Annotated in this window: 21 protein-coding genes; 6 read left to right on the forward strand and 15 right to left on the reverse strand. The window is 38.4% G+C overall.

Going from position 1 to position 20,039, the window contains the following annotated elements:
* Positions 1-421: 421 nt before the first annotated feature.
* Positions 422-1,543, forward strand: a complete 1,122-nt coding sequence (locus HVN35_00410) for an AAA family ATPase (GenBank protein ID NYB51022.1) — start codon at positions 422-424, stop codon at positions 1,541-1,543.
* Between the two features lie 179 nt (positions 1,544-1,722).
* Entirely contained in the window at positions 1,723-2,475 is a 753-nt protein-coding gene (locus HVN35_00415) for a DUF4013 domain-containing protein (protein ID NYB51023.1), read from the forward strand.
* 94 nt (positions 2,476-2,569) lie between these two features.
* Here the strand turns inward: HVN35_00415 and HVN35_00420 are convergent, their stop codons facing one another.
* From HVN35_00420 to HVN35_00490, 15 genes are all read right to left on the reverse strand, one after another.
* A complete protein-coding gene (locus tag HVN35_00420) occupies positions 2,570-3,766 on the reverse strand; it encodes a glutamyl-tRNA reductase (GenBank protein NYB51024.1) in 1,197 nt (398 codons plus the stop codon).
* 137 nt (positions 3,767-3,903) lie between these two features.
* Positions 3,904-4,554, reverse strand: a complete 651-nt coding sequence (locus tag HVN35_00425; GenBank protein NYB51025.1) for a bifunctional precorrin-2 dehydrogenase/sirohydrochlorin ferrochelatase — start codon at positions 4,552-4,554, stop codon at positions 3,904-3,906.
* Positions 4,555-4,602: 48 nt separating this feature from the next.
* Complete coding sequence (locus HVN35_00430) at positions 4,603-5,079, reverse strand: methanogenesis marker 9 domain-containing protein (protein ID NYB51026.1); 477 nt, start codon at positions 5,077-5,079, stop codon at positions 4,603-4,605.
* A 1-nt stretch (position 5,080) separates the two neighbouring features.
* Positions 5,081-6,676 carry a methyl coenzyme M reductase system, component A2 gene (gene atwA, locus HVN35_00435; protein NYB51027.1) on the reverse strand — a complete coding sequence of 532 codons (1,596 nt, stop codon included), beginning with the start codon at positions 6,674-6,676 and terminating at the stop codon, positions 5,081-5,083.
* Positions 6,677-6,817: 141 nt separating this feature from the next.
* The gene (locus HVN35_00440) at positions 6,818-7,534 is read right to left on the reverse strand and encodes a tRNA-dihydrouridine synthase (GenBank protein ID NYB51028.1); all 717 of its coding nucleotides are present in this window, start codon (positions 7,532-7,534) and stop codon (positions 6,818-6,820) included.
* A gap of 230 nt (positions 7,535-7,764) precedes the next feature.
* Entirely contained in the window at positions 7,765-8,517 is a 753-nt protein-coding gene (locus HVN35_00445) for a GTP cyclohydrolase IIa (GenBank protein ID NYB51029.1), read from the reverse strand.
* Positions 8,514-9,419: a 2-phospho-L-lactate transferase gene (locus HVN35_00450; protein NYB51030.1), complete on the reverse strand. Its 906-nt coding sequence runs from the start codon at positions 9,417-9,419 to the stop codon at positions 8,514-8,516. Before HVN35_00450 ends, HVN35_00445 begins: the two co-directional genes overlap by 4 nt.
* 12 nt (positions 9,420-9,431) lie before the next feature.
* Positions 9,432-9,584, reverse strand: a complete 153-nt coding sequence (locus HVN35_00455; protein ID NYB51031.1) for a hypothetical protein — start codon at positions 9,582-9,584, stop codon at positions 9,432-9,434.
* 178 nt (positions 9,585-9,762) lie between these two features.
* Positions 9,763-10,527, reverse strand: coding sequence for a coenzyme F420-0:L-glutamate ligase (locus HVN35_00460; GenBank protein ID NYB51032.1), 765 nt, complete (start codon positions 10,525-10,527; stop codon positions 9,763-9,765).
* A gap of 323 nt (positions 10,528-10,850) precedes the next feature.
* Entirely contained in the window at positions 10,851-11,453 is a 603-nt protein-coding gene (locus HVN35_00465) for an IMP cyclohydrolase (protein ID NYB51033.1), read from the reverse strand.
* Positions 11,454-11,714: 261 nt separating this feature from the next.
* The gene (locus HVN35_00470; GenBank protein ID NYB51034.1) at positions 11,715-12,113 is read right to left on the reverse strand and encodes a biopolymer transporter ExbD; all 399 of its coding nucleotides are present in this window, start codon (positions 12,111-12,113) and stop codon (positions 11,715-11,717) included.
* A gap of 159 nt (positions 12,114-12,272) precedes the next feature.
* Entirely contained in the window at positions 12,273-13,112 is an 840-nt protein-coding gene (locus HVN35_00475) for a MotA/TolQ/ExbB proton channel family protein (GenBank protein ID NYB51035.1), read from the reverse strand.
* Positions 13,113-13,153: 41 nt separating this feature from the next.
* On the reverse strand, positions 13,154-13,771 hold the full coding sequence (locus HVN35_00480) for a ribonuclease HII (GenBank protein ID NYB51036.1): 618 nt from the start codon (positions 13,769-13,771) through the stop codon (positions 13,154-13,156).
* A gap of 97 nt (positions 13,772-13,868) precedes the next feature.
* The gene (locus HVN35_00485) at positions 13,869-14,945 is read right to left on the reverse strand and encodes a rod shape-determining protein (GenBank protein NYB51037.1); all 1,077 of its coding nucleotides are present in this window, start codon (positions 14,943-14,945) and stop codon (positions 13,869-13,871) included.
* A 3-nt stretch (positions 14,946-14,948) separates the two neighbouring features.
* Entirely contained in the window at positions 14,949-15,578 is a 630-nt protein-coding gene (locus tag HVN35_00490; GenBank protein NYB51038.1) for a hypothetical protein, read from the reverse strand.
* 429 nt (positions 15,579-16,007) lie between these two features.
* On the opposite strand from HVN35_00490, the gene HVN35_00495 reads away from it, so the two are divergent.
* The 4 genes from HVN35_00495 to HVN35_00510 are packed head-to-tail and all read left to right on the forward strand — an operon-like array spanning position 16,008 to position 19,789.
* Complete coding sequence (locus HVN35_00495; GenBank protein NYB51039.1) at positions 16,008-16,676, forward strand: phosphatidylserine decarboxylase family protein; 669 nt, start codon at positions 16,008-16,010, stop codon at positions 16,674-16,676.
* A 33-nt stretch (positions 16,677-16,709) separates the two neighbouring features.
* Complete coding sequence (locus tag HVN35_00500) at positions 16,710-17,432, forward strand: archaetidylserine synthase (GenBank protein NYB51040.1); 723 nt, start codon at positions 16,710-16,712, stop codon at positions 17,430-17,432.
* Positions 17,422-18,786 carry a DUF515 domain-containing protein gene (locus HVN35_00505; protein ID NYB51041.1) on the forward strand — a complete coding sequence of 455 codons (1,365 nt, stop codon included), beginning with the start codon at positions 17,422-17,424 and terminating at the stop codon, positions 18,784-18,786. The genes HVN35_00500 and HVN35_00505 overlap by 11 nt, the downstream gene beginning before the upstream one ends.
* 52 nt (positions 18,787-18,838) lie before the next feature.
* Positions 18,839-19,789: a hypothetical protein gene (locus tag HVN35_00510; GenBank protein ID NYB51042.1), complete on the forward strand. Its 951-nt coding sequence runs from the start codon at positions 18,839-18,841 to the stop codon at positions 19,787-19,789.
* Positions 19,790-20,039 lie beyond the last annotated feature (250 nt).

A 20,039-nucleotide genomic window follows, 5' to 3' on the forward strand; every position in this document is an offset into this window, starting at 1 on the left:
AATCATGCTCTTAAGATCTAAAGTACCTTCAAATGCTCTGAACCTTCTCTTATGAACTTATTGCAGACAATATCATGATTTTTCCGAGAATAAATCTTTCAATATGCGTCTACTGTATTCAAAATTTGTACCATTTTTTCTTATAGCATCAACTGTGATTCTTATCTATTCTAATCAACTAATCAAACATTTAAAGATCACATAAAAAACAGTTTTTAGGTCCCTCTTGAAAAGGAAACTTAAAAAGGAAAGATTATAAAGATTTTAATTGTTTTTAAATTTACTCGTTTTATTAAAAGTTCGACCAACAAAAAAATTCTTAAATAACTTGTATCTATATATACTTTTGACACAGAAACTTAGTTTTATTATTTCATTTACCCCTAATTGAATTTACTTTATCAAAATAATCAGTGATATATTGAAACTTAACAACATAACTCCAGAACCAATTGTATCTGAAAAAAAGACTTCCACCGGTCTTGAAGACACAGGTAAAGAAGCGAAAATGGTTGTACTCCAATCCATTGGCTACCCATTCCTATGCAATTTAGTCGAGAATCCTAAAGTTGAAATATTCGACAATGAACTATTTGAGTTATACGCTCGTGAACAGTGGATGGGTTACACAGTCAAAGAAGGCTCTTTCCTTTTCGATCAGAAATTATTGCCTGATTTTGCTTTTAAAGTAATTAAAGCTCATCCTGATGATTCCAGAATAACTAAAAACACCTCAATACTCCTAATGGAGGTGGAAGAGGTTCAGGAGATCAAGAAGATTGAAAGTAACCTTAAAATGAGTGATGTTATTGGTCAAAAACGAGCTAAAACCAAATGCAAGATCATAAGCAAGTACTTGCAGGAACCAGAAAGTTTCCAGGAATGGGCTCCCAGAAACGTTTTATTCCACGGAACACCAGGCACTGGGAAAACAATGCTGGCCAAATCTTTATCCCATGAATTACAAGTTCCCCTTTTCCTGGTTAAAGCCACTAGCCTAATAGGCGAACATGTAGGTGATGGTGCACGTCAGATACACGATCTCTTTGATGCTGCGGCAGCAAGCGCGCCGGCAGTCATCTTTATTGATGAAATAGATGCCATTGGTCTGGATCGTCGTTACCAGTCCCTCAGGGGAGATGTTTCCGAGGTGGTGAATGCTCTTTTAACAGAAATGGATGGAATTAATCCCAATCTGGGAGTGGTCACCATCGGGGCTACAAATAACCCACAATTACTGGATTATGCTCTTAGAAGCAGATTTGAAGAGGAAATAGAATTCGTGCTTCCTAATGAAGATGAGCGAAGGGAAATCCTGGAAATGTACATCAAATCCATGCCCCTTCCAGTGGAAGCGGATGTTAATAAACTGGCAAAACTTTCTAAAGGAATGTCTGGAAGGGATATTAAAGACCGCATATTGAAAGTGGCTCTTCATAAGGCCATTTCTGAAGATCAGGAGGTTGTAAATTGGGATAACTTCCTGTATGCCCTCAAACTTAATGAGAAAGAGGAAAATGAACCTAAAGGCATGTTTGCCTGATTCTTTTTAATATTCTTTAAGAGAAGTTCATATTTTCTCTAATTTTTTTTGAAGTTCTCTGATTAAATTTAAAACCTTTAATAGATTAATTTTCATAAAAGAGTAATGCATTTGTCGAATTTATTTGTCGTGGCGTTAAAAAAAATCTTCAATTTTCATTGGCTATTAAAAGGTGAATCATGAAATTTAAAACAATGTTAAAGGATGCGGCTATATACTCGCTTTCAGACTGGTACAATATTCTTATATTGGGATTAACACTGTTTTTAACGGACTATCTTATTGATTTTGATGTTCCTTTTATGATAGAGGGTATAACTGATGTGTTAATAGTTATTCTCATCATCTTTTTATCTTTCCTGGAAATTGGATATGGGTTCCGAATAGTGGAGGAAACAGTTCATGGGTCCAGCAAGCCACCAGGCTTTCACCATCCTCTTAACCTCATGGTGCATGGAATAAAGGAAAGTGTGATTTTAGGCACATATTTCATTCTTCCCATGATAATGGTAATTATTGGGATTTCTGAGTTTGAATTGATGTTTAAACTTGATTTCAGCACAATCATCATGGAATTCGCATTATTTATTGCAATAATCCTATTTATATGCTTTAACATCCTCTTCCAGGGTGCAGTTTTGAACATGGCTCACCATGAAGGAAGTATTCGTTCAGGCTTTGATATGGTAATGGTTTTTAGAAAAATTAAAGAAGTGGGATTGAAAAACATGTTTTTTATCACCATGATTAATATTGTGGTCATATACATCCTAAAACAAGCGATTTTTGACACCATGCATGAATTCTATTTTTTAGGCACTACTTTTTGGGGAAATATTACATTGGGAGATTTATTATCTACAGTTTTAATCGCCCCTTTTCTAATCCTATTTACCACCCGTTTACTAGGACTGATAGATTTGAAGGATTAGTAAGTTCTTAAGCATTGAAAATCACTATCAAAGCCACTATCAAAGCAATTTCAAAAGTAAAAAGTTTCATAGGTGAAAAATTATTTAAAATAAATCATTGATTATTATGGTTAAAAATTCTTTGAGCCACTGTTAAAACCTCTTTATCATCATTTTCAGCAGCTTCCCTCAAGTTGCGGATAACATCATAAAAGACCCTATCTACCAAGACCTTGGTAAGATCATCCACAATCTTCTCCTTACCATTCAAGTCTCCCAGCATATGAAATGCCTTCTCTTTTTCACGCTGGCGAATATTCTCAGCCTGAGATCTAATATGGGCAATGATAGGTTCCACTTCGAGGTGTCTCAGGGATTTTTCTAAAAGTTCCAACTCGGCACTGATGATCTTTTCAGCTTTCTTTGCTTCACTTTCTCTCATCTTTTTATTCTTATCAGCCACACCTCTAAGATCATCGATGTTATAAAGTTTAACTCCCAGATTTGAAACCTCTTCCTCAATATCCCGGGGGTTGGCTATATCTACCATCACCATTTTCTCCAAGTTTTCAGGAGGAACAGCAGTTTCCAGTTTTTCTCTGGTGATTATGGTGTGAGGTGCTCCTGTGGCACTGATAACTACATCTGCATCGTACAAGGCTTCAGCCAGACGATCAAAGTGAATAGCACTCCCTTCCAGTTCCCTTGCAAGGCACACTGCTCGATCATAGGTCCGATTAGCAACTACTATGGCTCTGAGATTTTTTTCCACCAGGGCCTTGGCCACCAGGGTACCCATCTTACCCGCACCAATAACCAGCACTTTCTTACATTTAAGATCACCATGAACTGATTCGGCCAGATCAACAGCTGCAGAGCCTATGGAAACAGAACCCTGATTAATTCGGGTTTTTTTTCTAACAGATTGTCCCACATGAAGGGCTTTCATAAAAACAGTGTTTAAAACCGGACCGCAATGTTTTTCCTTAAGGCTGATTTTATGTGCATCCCTTATCTGGCCCAGTATCTGATCTTCTCCAATAATCATGGATTCCAAGCCACTAGAAAGTTTAAGAATATGTTCCAGGGCTTTTTCATCCTTTTCCACTACCAAACCGTTCCAGTGGTAGTTTAGGGGGTATTCATCCATAACCAGATAGAGTTCAGAACGATTGCAGGTTTTTATTTGAACATACTCCTGCACGTGATGTTCCTTTTGTATCTTCGCGAATATTTCATCCATATTACCTGCGGATTCTTCTATTTTGTTAATGTTCGCGATTTTATGGTCGATTCGAATGTTTAAAATCACTTTAACCCTCCTAGCAGGATATATGGTTTGTTGATACTAATTTTAGGTTATTTATTATTAGTATTAATAATTAGTATGTGGTATGATCTATTAGTAGTTTAATATAATGATTAAAAGTTGTTTAGTTAAAAGGTAGCTTAATTTTTTTGCTTGACAATCTTTTGATGGTTCAACATGGATTTCAAAGATTTTTCAACATATATTTTAGCTTCGTCCAGTTTACCTTTTTCTAAAAGTATATTAATATCTTTATCATCCAAGATTTGGTATAAGTAGTTACGACGATTTTTTTGGTTATCTACTTTTTCTTTTAACAACTGGCGGGTGAAATGCTGCAGTTCCAGTTGAAGTATGTCTTTTTCATGAACAACTGACTGAATGCGTTTTCGAATCTCCTTAGCCATAAGAGGGCTTTTTCCCTGGGTATATATGGAAAACTGAACATCACCAATAAAAAAAGAGGACGGAACTATGAGGTTTCCATCTTCAGGATTGTCAGCTCGGTTAATTAGTTTATCATCAGCTAATAAAGAAACTTCCTGATTTAATTGGGGGTTGCCACTGGCCACCACCACCAGATCCGCCCACTCAATCCATTTTGGGAGTTCCTCACGGGGTTTATGAACTGCTCCCAATTCTTTCAGTTCATCTGAAGGATGCCCAGCAGTTATAATCACATTCGCTCCGGATTTAAGGAAGCGTTGCGCTCTTCTGGTGCCAACTTCCCCGGATCCCACCACCAGAACATTCTTATCCTGCATTTCCAGGAAGAGGGGAGTCCATCCCATCTGAAACACTCCACTAAGCCTTAATCTCCAGCTAAACTTAAAAATCAGTTATATCTCCAGATTCTTCATTCTAAGAACCTTGATGGCGGTTTTAAGGTCATTATTACATTCAGAAAGGACTTGGGACGCTTCTTCTGCAGGTACATCAAAAGTTTCAGAAAGAGCTTTTATGCTGGCTTCATTATCTATGGGCTCATGACCAACCAGTTCCTGCGACAACTGGTGTTTTAAATCCATATACTCGTCATGACTCATTCCAATTCTGCGTAAAACCATATCCCTCAGGGGACAGGGTTTGGATGGTTTACAACACCAAACCAGTGATCCGAAACAGGTTCCTTCACCCTGTCCCAGACGTGTTTTTTCTCCGAATTTTTCTTTAATCTCAATATACTCCTGCGGAGTTATCCCAGCCTCTTCCAGGGCAAATACCACTGGACAAGGTTTAACAGGCGGACAACAAAATGTTAATGCTCTTTTATCTCCCCCTCGGCATACGTGTGATGGTGAATCCTCCCATACCATCTTATTCCTCCTTTAACATTTTTTCTTTCTCTGAAGGGGTCAGGTCTTCTACAATTTCTGCGGGCAAGCCTGTTTTCAAGATTTTACCTCCTCTCATGAGGGCGGCTCGGTCACAGACATCCAGCACGAAGTCCATATCATGACTTATAATCAGGAAAGTTTGTTTAAGTTCATCTCGAGCCCTACGGATGGAATCAGTAACCTGTACTCTGGTTATGGGATCCATGGTACCAGTAGGTTCGTCTAATATCACTATATTTGGTTCTTTAATCAGAACTTGGGCTAAAGCCACTCGGTGACGTTCTCCACCACTCAGTTCATCAGGATATTTGGTAATTATTTTTTCAGCATAGTTCTCATCAAAACCCACAGCATTTAGAACGTACAGTGCCTTCATTTTTGCAAATTCTGCAGGTAATTCCAGGCTTATGGCTTCAGTAAGGTTTCCCAGAACATTACGATGGGGGTATAAACTGTATTCCTGGTGTAAAATTCCTAAATAGGGTTTAACTCGGCCTCTTCCGAATATACCCTTTTCTGTCATGTCTATCCAGTCTTCCCCTAATTTAACCATGATCTGTCCACTGCTGGGATCGGTAAGTCCGTAGAGAATGCGGGAAAGGGTGGTTTTCCCGGCTCCAGAAAGTCCTACCACTCCGAATATTTCTCCTTGATCCACAACCAGATCTATACCATCCACGGCCTTTACCACACCCCGGTCAATGGAGTAGTAATGTTTTTTAACTCCTTCCATTTTAATTATGGGACCGCCAGTTTTGTATTCAGTTTTCTTTTCAGGGAGTGGTACTTGGTCCAGGAAACTCTGTACCACTGTTTCTGGATCTCCTTCTTCCTTGATTTCTCCTTTCTCCAGCCAGATAACATAATCGGAAAGCTGGCGCATAACTTCTGGCCAGTGGGAGGTAATTACCATGGTGGTGCCCTGCTCTTTCACTCCTTCGATTAGTGCCTGGTGGATTAATTCTGCAGTTTGAGGGTCAAGGGTACCTGTAGGTTCGTCAGCCAGGAAAATCATCGGTTCCTTGGCAATCTGACGGGCAAGAACTACTCGTTGTTTTTCCCCCCCACTTAAGTCCCGGGCAATATGGGTTATTCTGTGGGTCATCTGGGCCATGTCCAGTAGGTCGATGGCCATATAAGTGCTTTCTTCTTCGTCATGTCCGGATATTGATTTTATAACGTTATCAATAACTGTATCATCTTCGTACAAGGCAAATGTCCTCTGTAACATAATAGAAATACGGCGTTTGATAGCAGCAAAAAGTTTACGATCAGCATTCCAGAAATCAACCTTCTGTACTTTGAAACTGCCTCCACATTTACAAGATTTGCTTTCCATTGAAGGCGGTTCCACTCTCATACATTCTGGGCAAACAGCCACGGTATAAATGATTCGGCCTTCATTGGGCCGGTAATCTTTCATTCCTCTTAACATGTTTATGAGCACAGACTTTCCAGAACCACTCCTTCCGAGAATACCCAGGACAGATCCTTCATTTATGGTTATGTTCAAATTTTTAAGGATTACCGTTCCGTCAAAGGACTTGGTGACATTTTCTAATTTTATAAAAGACATACAACCACCTTTTTTCCTGAATAATTAGTTAGTGAGTTAATTTTTCCATGAACGTAATAGTTATGTTATTTCTGATCTATTACATTTATTTTTATATGATTTTATATTAAAAATTATAGGATATAAAAAAATATCCTCTTTCTATATTAGAGATAGATCAAAAGGTAGTGTTCCATTCATAGTAGCTCGGGCAATTGATATTCCATCAGCTCCAGCATCTAACATTTTCCTGGCAGATTGGAGGTCTCTTATGGAATTATTGCCAATAATAAACATTGAAGTTTCCTTTCGGATTGACTTTATTATTTCATAATCAGCAGTGTCAAAACCCGGGTTCATGGCATCAACATGGATATAATCTGCTCCAGAATTCTCAATAACCTGGGCTAATCTGATATCATCAACACCAGGCACATTTGCCCTGATCTTCACAGAAACCTGACATTTAGATTTCTGTACCACTTTTCTGGTGAAATTTTCCAGATGGGAAGGGTTTTCTAAAAGAGCCTGACCACATCCAAGATCTGTTATCTCTGGCTGCCTGCAGTGGGCATTGATCTCCACCACATCCACATTTTCAAGTTTGGAAATTTCTATAATGGGTTCTGGGGTAAGAGAACGAAGATTCACAGAAATCATCCCATCCCAAGATTTTCCTTCCTTAACCAGGAGAGTTTGTTCTTCAATATGGTTTACTAATTCTTCTTCTCCAATATCAAATTCCAACCTTCCTCGTGCTAGGATTTTACTGCCTGCTTTTATGGTGGCGGCATCAGCATTGTAACCTCCTAAAGTTACCATGTCAAAACCGTAAGTTGAAAGCTTACGACAAAAATCACCATCAGTAATGCCGGCCATGGGAGCCAGTACTTTAATAACAATACACTCCAATTCTTGGTTTAAAATTATTTAATTATCAATTTAAGCCGTATGAATGAGAAAGATAGTTTGATGGATAGTTAATCAAACATATAATACAAAAACATACCAGATTCTTAGCTGACGATTTTTGTCTATAGAGTCGCCATAGTGGAATAACTCAAATATAACAATAATAATTATAATAACATTAAAGGATTATTGATAAATTATTTCATCACATGAACTAGATTATAAGTGTTCCCGTCTCTAATTTCTTCTAAAGCTAAATCAGCGAGGTTAGCGGCTTTTTCAGCGGTTGGGGCCTTTCCCACACCTGCCTTGAGGGCGATGTTAATTTCTTCTTCAATTTCCTCTATTATGGTGAGGATTCCCTCTGGAGTCATACCATTACAGGGAGACATGAAATTATCCCCACCAATGAAAAAGAGTAGAGATCCCTTTTCAATCAATTTTTTCATGAGGAAATGCTGAACCCGGTTTACTATGAAAGATGTATCGTATGCTGGAATAATGTCGGTGAGTGAATCAGTAATTCCATTTATGTCAATGTGGGCAATCTGTACGAAGCTATCATCTGGATTAACCAGTCCTTCAATTGCCAGAATTTCGCTACGATCCTCGGATTGTGCCCCACCATATTTTTGCAGTGCACTGGTAGCACTTCTCTGGGCTTCGTAGGGAGTTTCTGCGGTTCCCACACCCATACTCACGGTGATGGGGTAGCGGTTGTTAATTGATTTCTGGATACGAAGATGATGATCCATATCCACTCCGTTGGTCACTGCCAGCATGTTATCAAAGCGGGTGAAGAAAACCAGTCCTCCTTTGGCTGCGAATTGCCTTTGCAGGTCGGCGTATAATTCTGCCTGCAGAATCTGCAGGTCGGCTTCGGCCCGGGGTGTGGGGGTAACAGTCCAGGGGCCATAGTTGTCAATCTGTATTAAAGTCATTTGTATCATACATTTTCACCCAAAATACATCTGGCTAAATTTATTTTATCTGTGATATTTCTCATTATGGTCTGAGTTATCATAACATCTTTTATTAGTCTTTCTATTTCTTTACCCTGATCTTTATCAGCGATATCAATAATGAATTTGTCCAGAAAATCTTTATATATCTCAGCAACACCTAAAGATGAAACTTCATAACCCTTAGCCTGCATAAATTTAGCAGCAGGTCCACTAACTGGATGATTCCCAATGATGGGGGAAACACCCACAACATAAGTTTTTTGAAGGGCTTTCACCACGCTTTTGGTTGATATTATTGGTCCGATTGAAGTTATGGGGTTTGATGGTCCTATAACTACCATATCTGAATTTTCAATGGCCTCAATCACTCCGGGTGCTGGATCTACTTTCTGGTAGTAAATATCAACTACTTGGGGGGTTCCCTGATGTTCTACCAGAAACTCATGAAACTCCAGTTCACCAATGTCAGTGCTGATGGTGATATGAGATTCCTGGTCACTCATGGGAATTACACGCGATTTGATGCCCAGTTCTCGTCTTTGAATATCCACAGCCTGAGAAAATGTTTTATTCTCCATTAGGATGGTTTTTTGAATCTTGAGGGCACGGTCACGATCCCCAATCCTGAGGGTTTCCGGACATCCGATCTCCTTTAACCGGTCATGGGTAATAAAACTATCTTCCTTAACCCCGTACCATGTTTCCTCATTGATGATCCCGGCCAGGGTGTAAAGTACAGTATCCACGTCTGGGGCCACGTAAACTCCTGAGAAATAATTATTCTCTACCGTGTTTACAATCACCGTAATATCTTCTGGTTCTATCACCTGCACCATGCCCTGCAATAGCTTAGGTGTACCAGTTCCACCGGAAAGGACACATATCATTTTATCAATTCATTAAATTCGGTGTACATTAAGTTCTCGCAGCAGACGGTCACGTTCAATTTTCAGTTTTTCCACCACCACAGGATCACAGGTTTTTTGCTTCTTTAAATATGCAATGGTGGTGGTTATTGCTTCCAGTTGGGTTTCCATCTGATTTACAGGCATAGGGATCAACTCATATCAAACTATTATATCCAATTAAATGTCAAAATTCAATCAAGTACTACTCTAGTCAAGTACTACTCTAAACATTTTTCAGTTAAAAATCCTTTCATTTAATTTTCACAGTATTTTAAATAACAGGAATAATAACAGGAATAGTATTAAATTTCAAAATAATCCATTAATCACGAAAAACATCATATCTTTTTGGCCTTATCAATGGTTTGATGGTGGCCGAATCATTCTTTAGCTTTTTAAAGTAAGAAACGCCCCGGATTATAACTACAGGTATGCCTTCATCAGCCTGTCCCATTACCAGGGATGCTGCTGATGCCAGCTCATCGGCTACAGCTATCTGTGTGGTTTGAAGTTTTCTACCATACAAGTCCAGCTCACCGCAACGATCCCATAGTGGTTCCATTCCAGAAATACCAATGGCTGTTCCTATAGCACCTTCCCGGAAGGCTCTTCCCTGGGTATCAGATATTATGACGGCAATATTTTTACCAGTTTTTTCTTCAATTTTTTCCCTAATTTGACGGGCACTGTCATCGGGGTTAATAGGTATGGGTGTTGCCAGTCCCTGGTCCACGTTGGATTCATCAATACCTGCATTGGCACAGACGAAACCGTGTTTGGTTTCAGAAATAATGAAGTCCGGTCCCACCTTAATGATCTCTTCAGACTCTTGAAGTATTGCCTCAACCAGCTCGGCATTTTTTCCAGTGATTCTGGAAATTTCAAGAGCTTTTTCTCCAGGATCCAAGTCATTTAGATGAATAAAATTCCCTTCTGATTTAGCCACTGCAGTTTCAGCGACTATAAGAACATCCTCATCTTCTAATGAAATGCCCTGCTTTTTTGCAGCTTTCAGAATCAGAAGAGATATTGAATCTCCCTTTTTAATGAGGGGGATGTGTGTGAGACCTATAATTTTGATTTCCATGGTTGCACCACTAACTTAACTTTGAAAGCTGATTCCAGATCAATAATACAAACAGGATATAAAAAAGGCGCATCATTCATATCAGTGATATATTATCAGTGATAAATACTATTTTTTAGATTTTTCAAAATTTTATACTAACTTATTATCCTATTCTAGTAAAGGATTTCAATGATTATATATCCAATGAGTCTACATTATTAGATTTAGATTCAATTTTATTAGAATCAAATTATCAGACAAATTTACATATTAAATAATAGTCTATTATAAAATTTAGAAATGAAAAAGGATATGAAAAAGGACCATACCCATTTTTTTATCTAAATTGATTTCAACTCCCAAGAATTCTGACCAAATGCAGCCGCAGAACTCACTGGGTTGGTGAATTGGGAAAACTTACCACCATCCATTATAAATTGAGCAGCTTCAGAAGCATTTGATGCAGCAAATTTGACTTTATTAGGGTTTATATGTTCATAAACTGATATATAACTAGCTTCATTAGCCGGTACTTTTTCTACCTGGACTTTTTCATGAGTAACAATACCTATGTATGATTCTCCCTCCAGAGTGGTGGCTCCAGCTATACGGGGGGTGTTAAAATCATCCTTCTCATAATCCATGGTCATAAGGGAAAGTGCTAATGAATCTCGGATGCTCATACCCGAGGCAATCTTCTCAGCAATAACATCTGTATGGGATCCATTGGAAACCACTGCCACATCACCCACCAGACGTATGCAGTTGTAGGCAATATATGGGCTTTCAAAAACATCTTTTTCATAGCCTTCTTTAGGGATCACTGCTACTCTATCCTTAAAAGTACGGGTAATCCTGTTAGGGAATGATCTGCTGGAAACCCTATAAGCCACAAAGTTCCCATCTTCATTACTTCCCACTGCCAGTATTCTTCCTAGATACATTAAATCACCTTTCATTTACCATCTTTTTTATAAATTTTTTCTGGGAGAAAGATAACTCATAATAAAATGAATCAGTTTCCTCAAAGGCTAATTATTTTTGTTAAACTTTTTTTAAACGGGTTTATCTTAACTATTTTAGATTTTTTTAATTATTTTCTCTTATAATAAAGCGAATTAATATTTAACTAATTTATTTAACTAATTTTGTTCATGTACAGTTTAGTTCTTTTAAAGTTATATGTTATATAATAAATTATAAAGTTAGGTTTGAGGTATGCTAACTGCCTTTTCTGGACTCATATCTGGAGGAGTTATGATGATGATAGCCCCATCCTTTGGTTTGATGCTTATTTCTCCTTCATCAATTACCCTAGTGTGAACTGCAATGGCACTTTTACGAATATAACTGGACATATCCACTCCATTTACGGTTACTTTTTTAAGACCTGCCACTGGTATTAGGTAATACTCTGAGCTGCCACTACTTTGACTAACTTGAGGTTTTCCACTGCTAGCAGTGGTGTCTGCAACTGCCTGAAAACTACTGGTTACCATGAGAAATATGAGGATGGTAAAAATCACGTCAATAAGGGGTACTAGGTTAACCCGAGCCTGTCTGCTGTGCAATTTCCTCCGGTAACTAGTGGTATCGATGGTCATATTATTCTCCCACAACTTTCTGCAAATAATGCAATAATCATTCTCCAATAATCAAATATTAAATAAAAGATAGTTAACAACAGATAGCATACTTATATGTACTTTTTTTATATTTTTTCCGTGATGCTTCTATTAAATTAATGTTTTTACTATCTAAAGTCACTGCTTCAGCTTGCTTTCCACTATTCTTGCTTCAGCATTACATTTTTCTTTTATAATGTTGCCAATACTTTTTTCCAGCATATGGGGATTAAATGAAATCCAGATATTGGCATTTTTATCCAGTATTTCTTTTACTTCTAGAATACCATCTGATTCTTTTAAAGCTTCTGATGCTTTTTTAACGTCTGTTTCTACATTTATACGCATCTCTGCAGTGCGCCAGTTAGTCATCTTTTTAGCAATTTCGATCTTATCTAACTCACTTTCTATTCTACCATTAATAATTGAGTAAAGTGGCAACAGGATTATGGCAACGGTTAAACCGGCAATAGTGGTTATTAATGCCACGTAAATTCCTTCAGCCATGCCGGTGGCACTGGCATTCACTCCCATGGCTTTGAAAGTGTACCACATTCCTAAAACAGTTCCAATAAGTCCTAATAAGGGTGCAAGTTCAATAATAGTACGGATGGTGTCCAGTCCTTTGGTCATCCGACCCATTTCCACAATAAAAACCCTTTCCATGGCATCCTCAACTTCTCTATTATTACGAAAACCAATTTTCAATGCCTCGGCAACGATCTTTGAAACTGGGTTTTGATAACGTCCAATAGAACGTAAAGCTTCCAGGGATCCGCCTCTTTCCATGGCTTTGTTAACTTCACCCATGATCTGGGGTAAAGTTACCTGTGATATCTTGCGCAAATAATAAAGCTTCTCAAGAGAATAGATAATACCATATATTCCGATTATGGTAATGATATAAGTTATAACTCCTCCACTTTTGAACATCTCCAGTAAGGTGTTGAAGGAGCCTGCAAAAAATTCGTAAATCATTCTTTCCCCTTTATAGTACAATATGGTTTGATATTAAAAACTTATTCTTTTCCTCGAATTCTCTCCACAGTGGCCCATGATCTGCGTATAAAATCAGGTAGTTCTCCTGAGGGTATTGTTTTTAGAAATTCTATGGTTTGGGGGTCACTGGGATACCCGGATCCTATATTTTCATATTCTTTCTTAATATCCTGAATAGCCCGGTCACGTTCCACTTTGGCGATAATAGAGGCAGCAGAGACAATAGGATAAGTGTCATCTGCTTTGTGTTCAGCTAGTACCTTAATTTCTGGGTGTAAAGTTTCTAATTCACTGGTTAAGCGTTCTGGTTTAACATCCATGGAATCGATGTAACATGTGGTTGGATTCAATCTATTGATTATCTGGTTAATGGCTATTTTTTCAATTTCGTTGAGGTTAATATCTCTTGAACGAAGCATGTCAATATCTTGGGCTTTAATGTGCACAGTTTGACATTCAGCAATTCTATTTATCTTACGGTACAAAGCAATTCTTCTTTTGGGTGAAATCTTTTTAGAATCCTTTAAACATAGTCTTTCTAAAAATTTAACTCTATCTTCTTCTAATGCTACACCTGAAACAACTAAAGGCCCTAAAACGGATCCTCTACCTGCTTCATCTATTCCTAAAAGTTTCATGGATGGTTACCCTTTCCTCTTAAGGGGATGAATATTTTTTGTGAGGATGATTCATGGCAATTGTATAAATGATTTTTAAAAAAGTTTAGCCATGATTTTATTTCATGGCTTTTAAACGCACTTCGGGTTCCAGTGCGCGTGGTTCAGCTGCTACAATTGCAGTTCCTTTGGCAACTACAGTCATAGGGTCATCTGATATCTCCACTGGCACACCAACTTCCTCATAGATACGTTCTTTAAGTCCTTTAAGTTGGGATGTGCCTCCAACTACAACGGTCTTATTGTAAACTCCGGAAATCAATTCAGGAGACATTCTTTCCAGGACTTTTGCTAAGGCCTCTACAAGGTTCACGATTATGGGCTCAGCAGCGTCTGCCACCAGAGTGGAATTAATTTCAACTTTTTCAGGTTTGTTGGTTTCCATGGATTTACCAATAACAGTGGTTTTACCAACTTCGGTTTCATTCTCAGAATGAACCATGCCCACTTCTATTTTTGCTTTCTCAGCTTCGTGAAGTCCTATTTCTACATTGTAGATCTCTTTAACTTTTTCCACAATGTTGTTATCCACATCATCTCCACCACTGCGTATGGTTTCAATGTCAGTTATTCCTCCCAGGGAGATAACCACCACATCACTGGATCCTGCGCCTATATCAATAACCATGGTACCTGAAGCTTCTGCGATGGGTAAACCGGAACCAATTGCTGCTGCCAGTCCTTCACTTATTACCAGAACATAATTAGCTCCTGCTTTCTTCCCGATATCTTCCACAGCTTTTTTCTCCACTTCGGAAGCATCACCAGGGATGCCCACAACTATACGGTCAATGGTTTCCATGGCTTCACCGGAACCCAGTTCCATGGCATAAACCAGGAGGGCTTCTGCCTGGGCTATGCTTTCAATAACTCCCTGCCGGAGTGGTCGGACAGCAATAATATCTTCAGGGGTTCTTCCTAACATGGACTTAGCTTCTTCACCAACAGCTAGAACGTAACCCGGGTCTTCTTTCTTCACGGCTACTACTGAAGGGATTTTGAATAAATCAAATTTATCTCCTGATGGTCTGGCCACCACAGTGTTAAGGGTTCCGAGATCGATTCCCAAAGTGTTGGACAGAGCTTTTTTCTTCTCCTCTTCTACTTCCTCTTTTTTACTTAAAAAACTGAACATTTATTAATCCTCCTTCAATATTTTGTTAAATTCTATTAAGAATATCTTATTTGACTTGGCAATCTCCTTTATCTTCGGAATGTTCTCATCATCTGCAGATAATAAAACAGTGGATAATGCAACATCCGCCATTTTAAAAAGGGGGTCAATGGTGTTTCGAATGAAACGAGGTAACATGTTAGTTATATACACATCGGTTTCTATGAAACCAGTGGTCTGATCCTCTATTAGGAATGAAAGTTTAACCCGACTTTTTTCACTATCACCAATAAATTTTTTAATGGAATTTTCAGGACCAACTATTAAAAGAAGGTTAGCCTCATCTTTAACGTAATAAGGTGCTATTTTTAGATAAGCTCCACCATTTTCTTTACATATCATACTCAGCTCTCTTATTTTACTGGTTTCTCCATGAAGCATGATAAAATCAAATTTTTTGGTTACGAATGATTCTCTGGTGGTTACATGCTCCCTGCATAATATTCTCACTCTGTCCTTGTCTACTATGGCGGAGTATGCTACATTATTAACCATATCCTCATTACCTGCAATCACACACCAGATATAATCTGAATCTAGAACGGTGGAAACTTCTGCTGCCTTTCGCAGGATTTTTATTTTATTCTCGATCATCAGTCACCACTTTCATATAAAATTGAATTAATATTTTCTTGAAAATTTTACAATAAATAGTTCGACATATGAATTTAATTTCTATAATATATAAATAAAATGATTAAACCTGCCTTTAATAATAATATCAGTAGTGATTAAGTTCAATTCATTTTCCAAATTTATATATATAGCACTGTCAATCGCTACAATTTTTTATTATCTGAACAATATAGCGTAGTTTAACCTTTCTAGAAAATATAATAATACAATGATTAACAATAGAACTACTCTAGTATTTCTAAATATATAAGTAATTGATTAACTTTACTATCAGTATACACTTTCTAAATATGTATAATTATACTTATGATATGTTGCTTATTGTCTGAAAAAAGGGTTAACACACATATAAACAATCATAATTAAATTTTGATCTAGGGATTACAGATGTTCGTCAAGGGAACTTTCAAAAAAGTTGGCATTTTATTAACCCTGGCGGTTTTACCTTTCCTTTTTGGCTATTTTATTATTAGTTTCCTAATGTTCTCAGGCATAGCTTTTCTGATGCAGTTTTTTAGGGACCCTAAGCGTCATATTCCTCAGAATGATGGCTTGATTGTTGCTCCAGCTGATGGAAGAGTGTTTAAGGGAAAAATTGATCGGGTAAAAACAGTTCATTACCATGATCCTCTGATGAAGTACATACTAAGTCCTGGAGGAAAAGGTATTTTGGTAAGTACCTTCATGTCACCTTTTGATGTCCATGTTAATCGGGCTCCCATCTCAGGCACCATAGTGAAGACCAAACATTACTCTGGTAAATTTAAAATTGCCATGAGAAATGTACTTACGGAAAATGAAAAGAATTTAATAGTTATAGATTCAGAGTATGGAAAAGTGGGAGTTATTCAGATAGCAGGTTTTGTTGCCCGGCGCATAGTTCAATATGTTGAAGTTGGGGACCATGTGAAAACAGGGGACCGTCTGGGAATGATAAGATTTGGTTCCAGGGTTGATCTTATTATCCCTTTTGAAAACACTGAATTGCTAGTCAGTGAAGGGAAAAAACCAACTGCAGGGGAGACTATCATTGCCCGGATGCATAAAAAAAATTAAAAATGGCTTTATAATTAATGTTGGAGTACTAATATGAAGATAAGTCATTATATGGCTGCTGCTGACTTGGTTTCCTTGGCAAATGCATCTTCAGGGTTCCTTGCTGTGGTAATGGTGTCCACTGGAAACTTAATACTGGCAGCCCAGTTCATGCTCTTGGCGGTGATCTTTGACTCTGTGGATGGTTGGGTAGCCCGTCGAACTAACCGGGTTGATGAACATGGTTTTGGCAAGAACATGGACTCACTTTCGGATGTGATCTCATTTGGTGTTGCACCCGGAATGCTTTTGTTTTCTGCGTGCCAATGGTTTTTTATCCAATACATTAATATACTAGTAGCACTCCTAATAGTTATATGTGGAATATTAAGACTCTCCCGGTTCAATGTACTGGTAGATTCAACTGATGTTCCAGGTGGAGAAAAATTCGTGGGACTACCTATACCTATCACTGCCTTGATACTAGGATCATTCTACCTCTCAGGTATGTTTCGAATGGACCTTGCACTAATCATCATGGCGGTGATAGCGGTGTTCATGATAAGTACCATTGAGTATCCCAAATTTAGGGGAATGATAATTATGGTTGGAGGCGCTGTATTGATCATTGGAACAATTTTGCCACAGAACATTTTATCAACTATTAACTATCTTCCCGCAAAGCTTTTATTCATCTTCACTATATTATATGTATTAATAGTGCCTCTTATGGAATTATACGGCAGACTTTCTAGAAGTGGTCCACATGTTAGATAAGATCTTAGGAAAGAAGGATAAAGATAAGAAAGATGTCCCTGATCTGCGTAAAGAAGGGAAAAAACAGGACTCGGACATTGGGGGGCGTTTAAAGGGTATGGTGTCCAAGGCCACTGAAAAATCCAAGGAAAAAATTAACAGCAATGGCAAAGGGGGAGATGAGAAACCTTCCTCAGAAAAGAAGATCCCCCGACCCATGCCCAAGCCACGGCCCAAACCTCGCCCCATGGCTAAGGACAGACCTACATTGAAACCACCACTTAAAAAGCAACCGAAGAAAAAGGGTGGTTTTGGTGCTGCGGCTGGTTTGGGAAGAGGACTTCCTGATGATGATCAGAAAACTCTGGTGGGGGCGGCTGTTTTTGGAATTATACTCATAGTTTTGGTTGGCGCCGGTTACTACTTTTTTGTTTACGCACCCTACCAGGATGCCATGTCCGCAGCGAAACAAACCAAGATCACCGAGGTTAACACCTACTTTAAGGGACCCCTTGCATTAGATCCAAGAAAATCATCCATTTTGGCGGAAATAGATGGTGGGACCACTCCAGAAATGGTTCTGGCTGTAGATGTTATTGGTCCAGCTACCTCTGGATGGCGAGAATATCAGAATCAACAGATAGAAGCCAAAAAAGATCCCTATGGTCGGGTGATGATTACCTATGCTGCGGGTGGACAGAAAAACCTCATGATGAAAACATCGGATGCTCAGAAGATAGTTAATGAGGCGGATGCCGCAGTATTATCCAACATGGAAATAAAAACACCGGATACAGTTGCTGTGCCCATAATAATAAGCAGACTGCAGGCTGCTGGAGGTCTGGTCAATGTAGGAGACACGGTGGATGTTTATCTTGCCACAACAAATACTTCCACATCAACCCCAGCAACCAATGCCACCAACACAACTGAAACTACACAAACCAGTGGAACATCCCCCACAATTAGTGGATCTACTGTCCTGGCCATATTAAGGGCTAAAGACAGTGGAGCTGTGACTGCTCAGTTGCAACAATCCCAGGAGATAGCCTTCAATACCCTAACCATGACTAACAGTAGGAGTCAAAGTGCTGGAACTGATGTTGAAGAGCTTCTAAAGGCCGCTGCTTCAAGGACCTGGAACGAGGCACAGGTAAATAGCTTACTAAAAGCCTATGGTTGGAGATTATCCGACTTTGAACGTGCTTCGAATCTTGGTGAACTTGATGTGAGATACATGATTGTTCTGGAAGTGCCCCGTGAAAATGCACTTTTCCTTATGCAGAACAGCCAAAGCTTGCAACTAACTGTTCCAACCCAGAAAGCTCCTGAATGGATGATAACTGAGTTGAAGAGGATATATGGAACAGGATGAGTCCCTGAAGGTGAAATTATCAAAAACATCTAATAATTGGGGGAAGTAAAAGATGAACTTAAACAAACTAAACTTGACTGTGATAGCTTTAATAGCTTTAATCCTATTCACAGTCATTTCATCTTCATGGGCATGGGATGATCCATTCAAAGATCAGCAGGCATGGGTTCAAGAACAAAGTTCAGAAGTATTTTTCACTTATCTTCAAGCCATCATCACCGTAACTATAAAAAACAACAATGACCATGTTGAATATTTCAAGATTAGCCAAAGATATCAGGGAACACTGGATCCAGCTACACCCATATATTGGCAGATTGCATGGACTGACCCCTGTGCATTAAAAATGATCAAATTTATGAATGATGTTGATGAGGATGATCTCGGATGGAAGATCCAAGCGGGTGAAACCAAAACAGTTTCATTTAAACTAGTTGCCTATCCAACCCCTACTGCAGAGTATCCTAATTATATAAGACAACCTGGAATCAATAACACTTTCTGGCCCCTTTTAAATGAACCTGGCTTACAAGCATCATGGTTCCTGCCTAATGAAATTGAGTACTTAAATCCTAGTTTAAAACTTGAATCATGGAAGGGTCAGTTCTGTTTCTGGATTAAAAATAATGATACAACCCGTCCGAAAGTTTCGGGGATTGTAAGAGCACCAATTGTTCCAATTGACTCAAACCTCACCTATAGTAATCCTCAGGTAACTTACATTGATAAACAGCTTTCATGGGCAAATACTGCAGCTTGGGATGTTGTTCTGTACCCGGGCCAAAGCAAACATTTCTCTTACACTTATCAGTGGCCAGCAGGGAGCAGTTCCACATATAAAGGAAGTGCAGGCTCATCATCATACAACATCCCCACCACTGCTGCGGCTGCCACCAATGCTACAATACCCACCTCTGAAACTGGAGTTCCATTTGCCCTCTTTGTGGTGGGAGCTGTGATCATAGCTGGTGGAGTAAGCTACGCTAAATTCTTCCGAAAGTGAAGGAGATAAGGAGATCAAACTTTTTTTTCTATTTTTTTATTTTTATCCAAATTTTTATATCCCATGATCTACCAGAAATCTAATTAATCTCAAAAATAAAATGGATTTGAAAATTGAGACTGATAATAAAACCATCCCCTTAATCTCTTAAATGATAGGAAAATAAAACACCCTTCAGATATAAAATGATAATAAGAACATAATGAACATCAACATTCCTTAATTTATCTTTTATTGTATTAATTTTATA

This window comes from Methanobacteriaceae archaeon (assembly GCA_013403005.1).
Lineage (GTDB): Archaea > Methanobacteriota > Methanobacteria > Methanobacteriales > Methanobacteriaceae > Methanobacterium.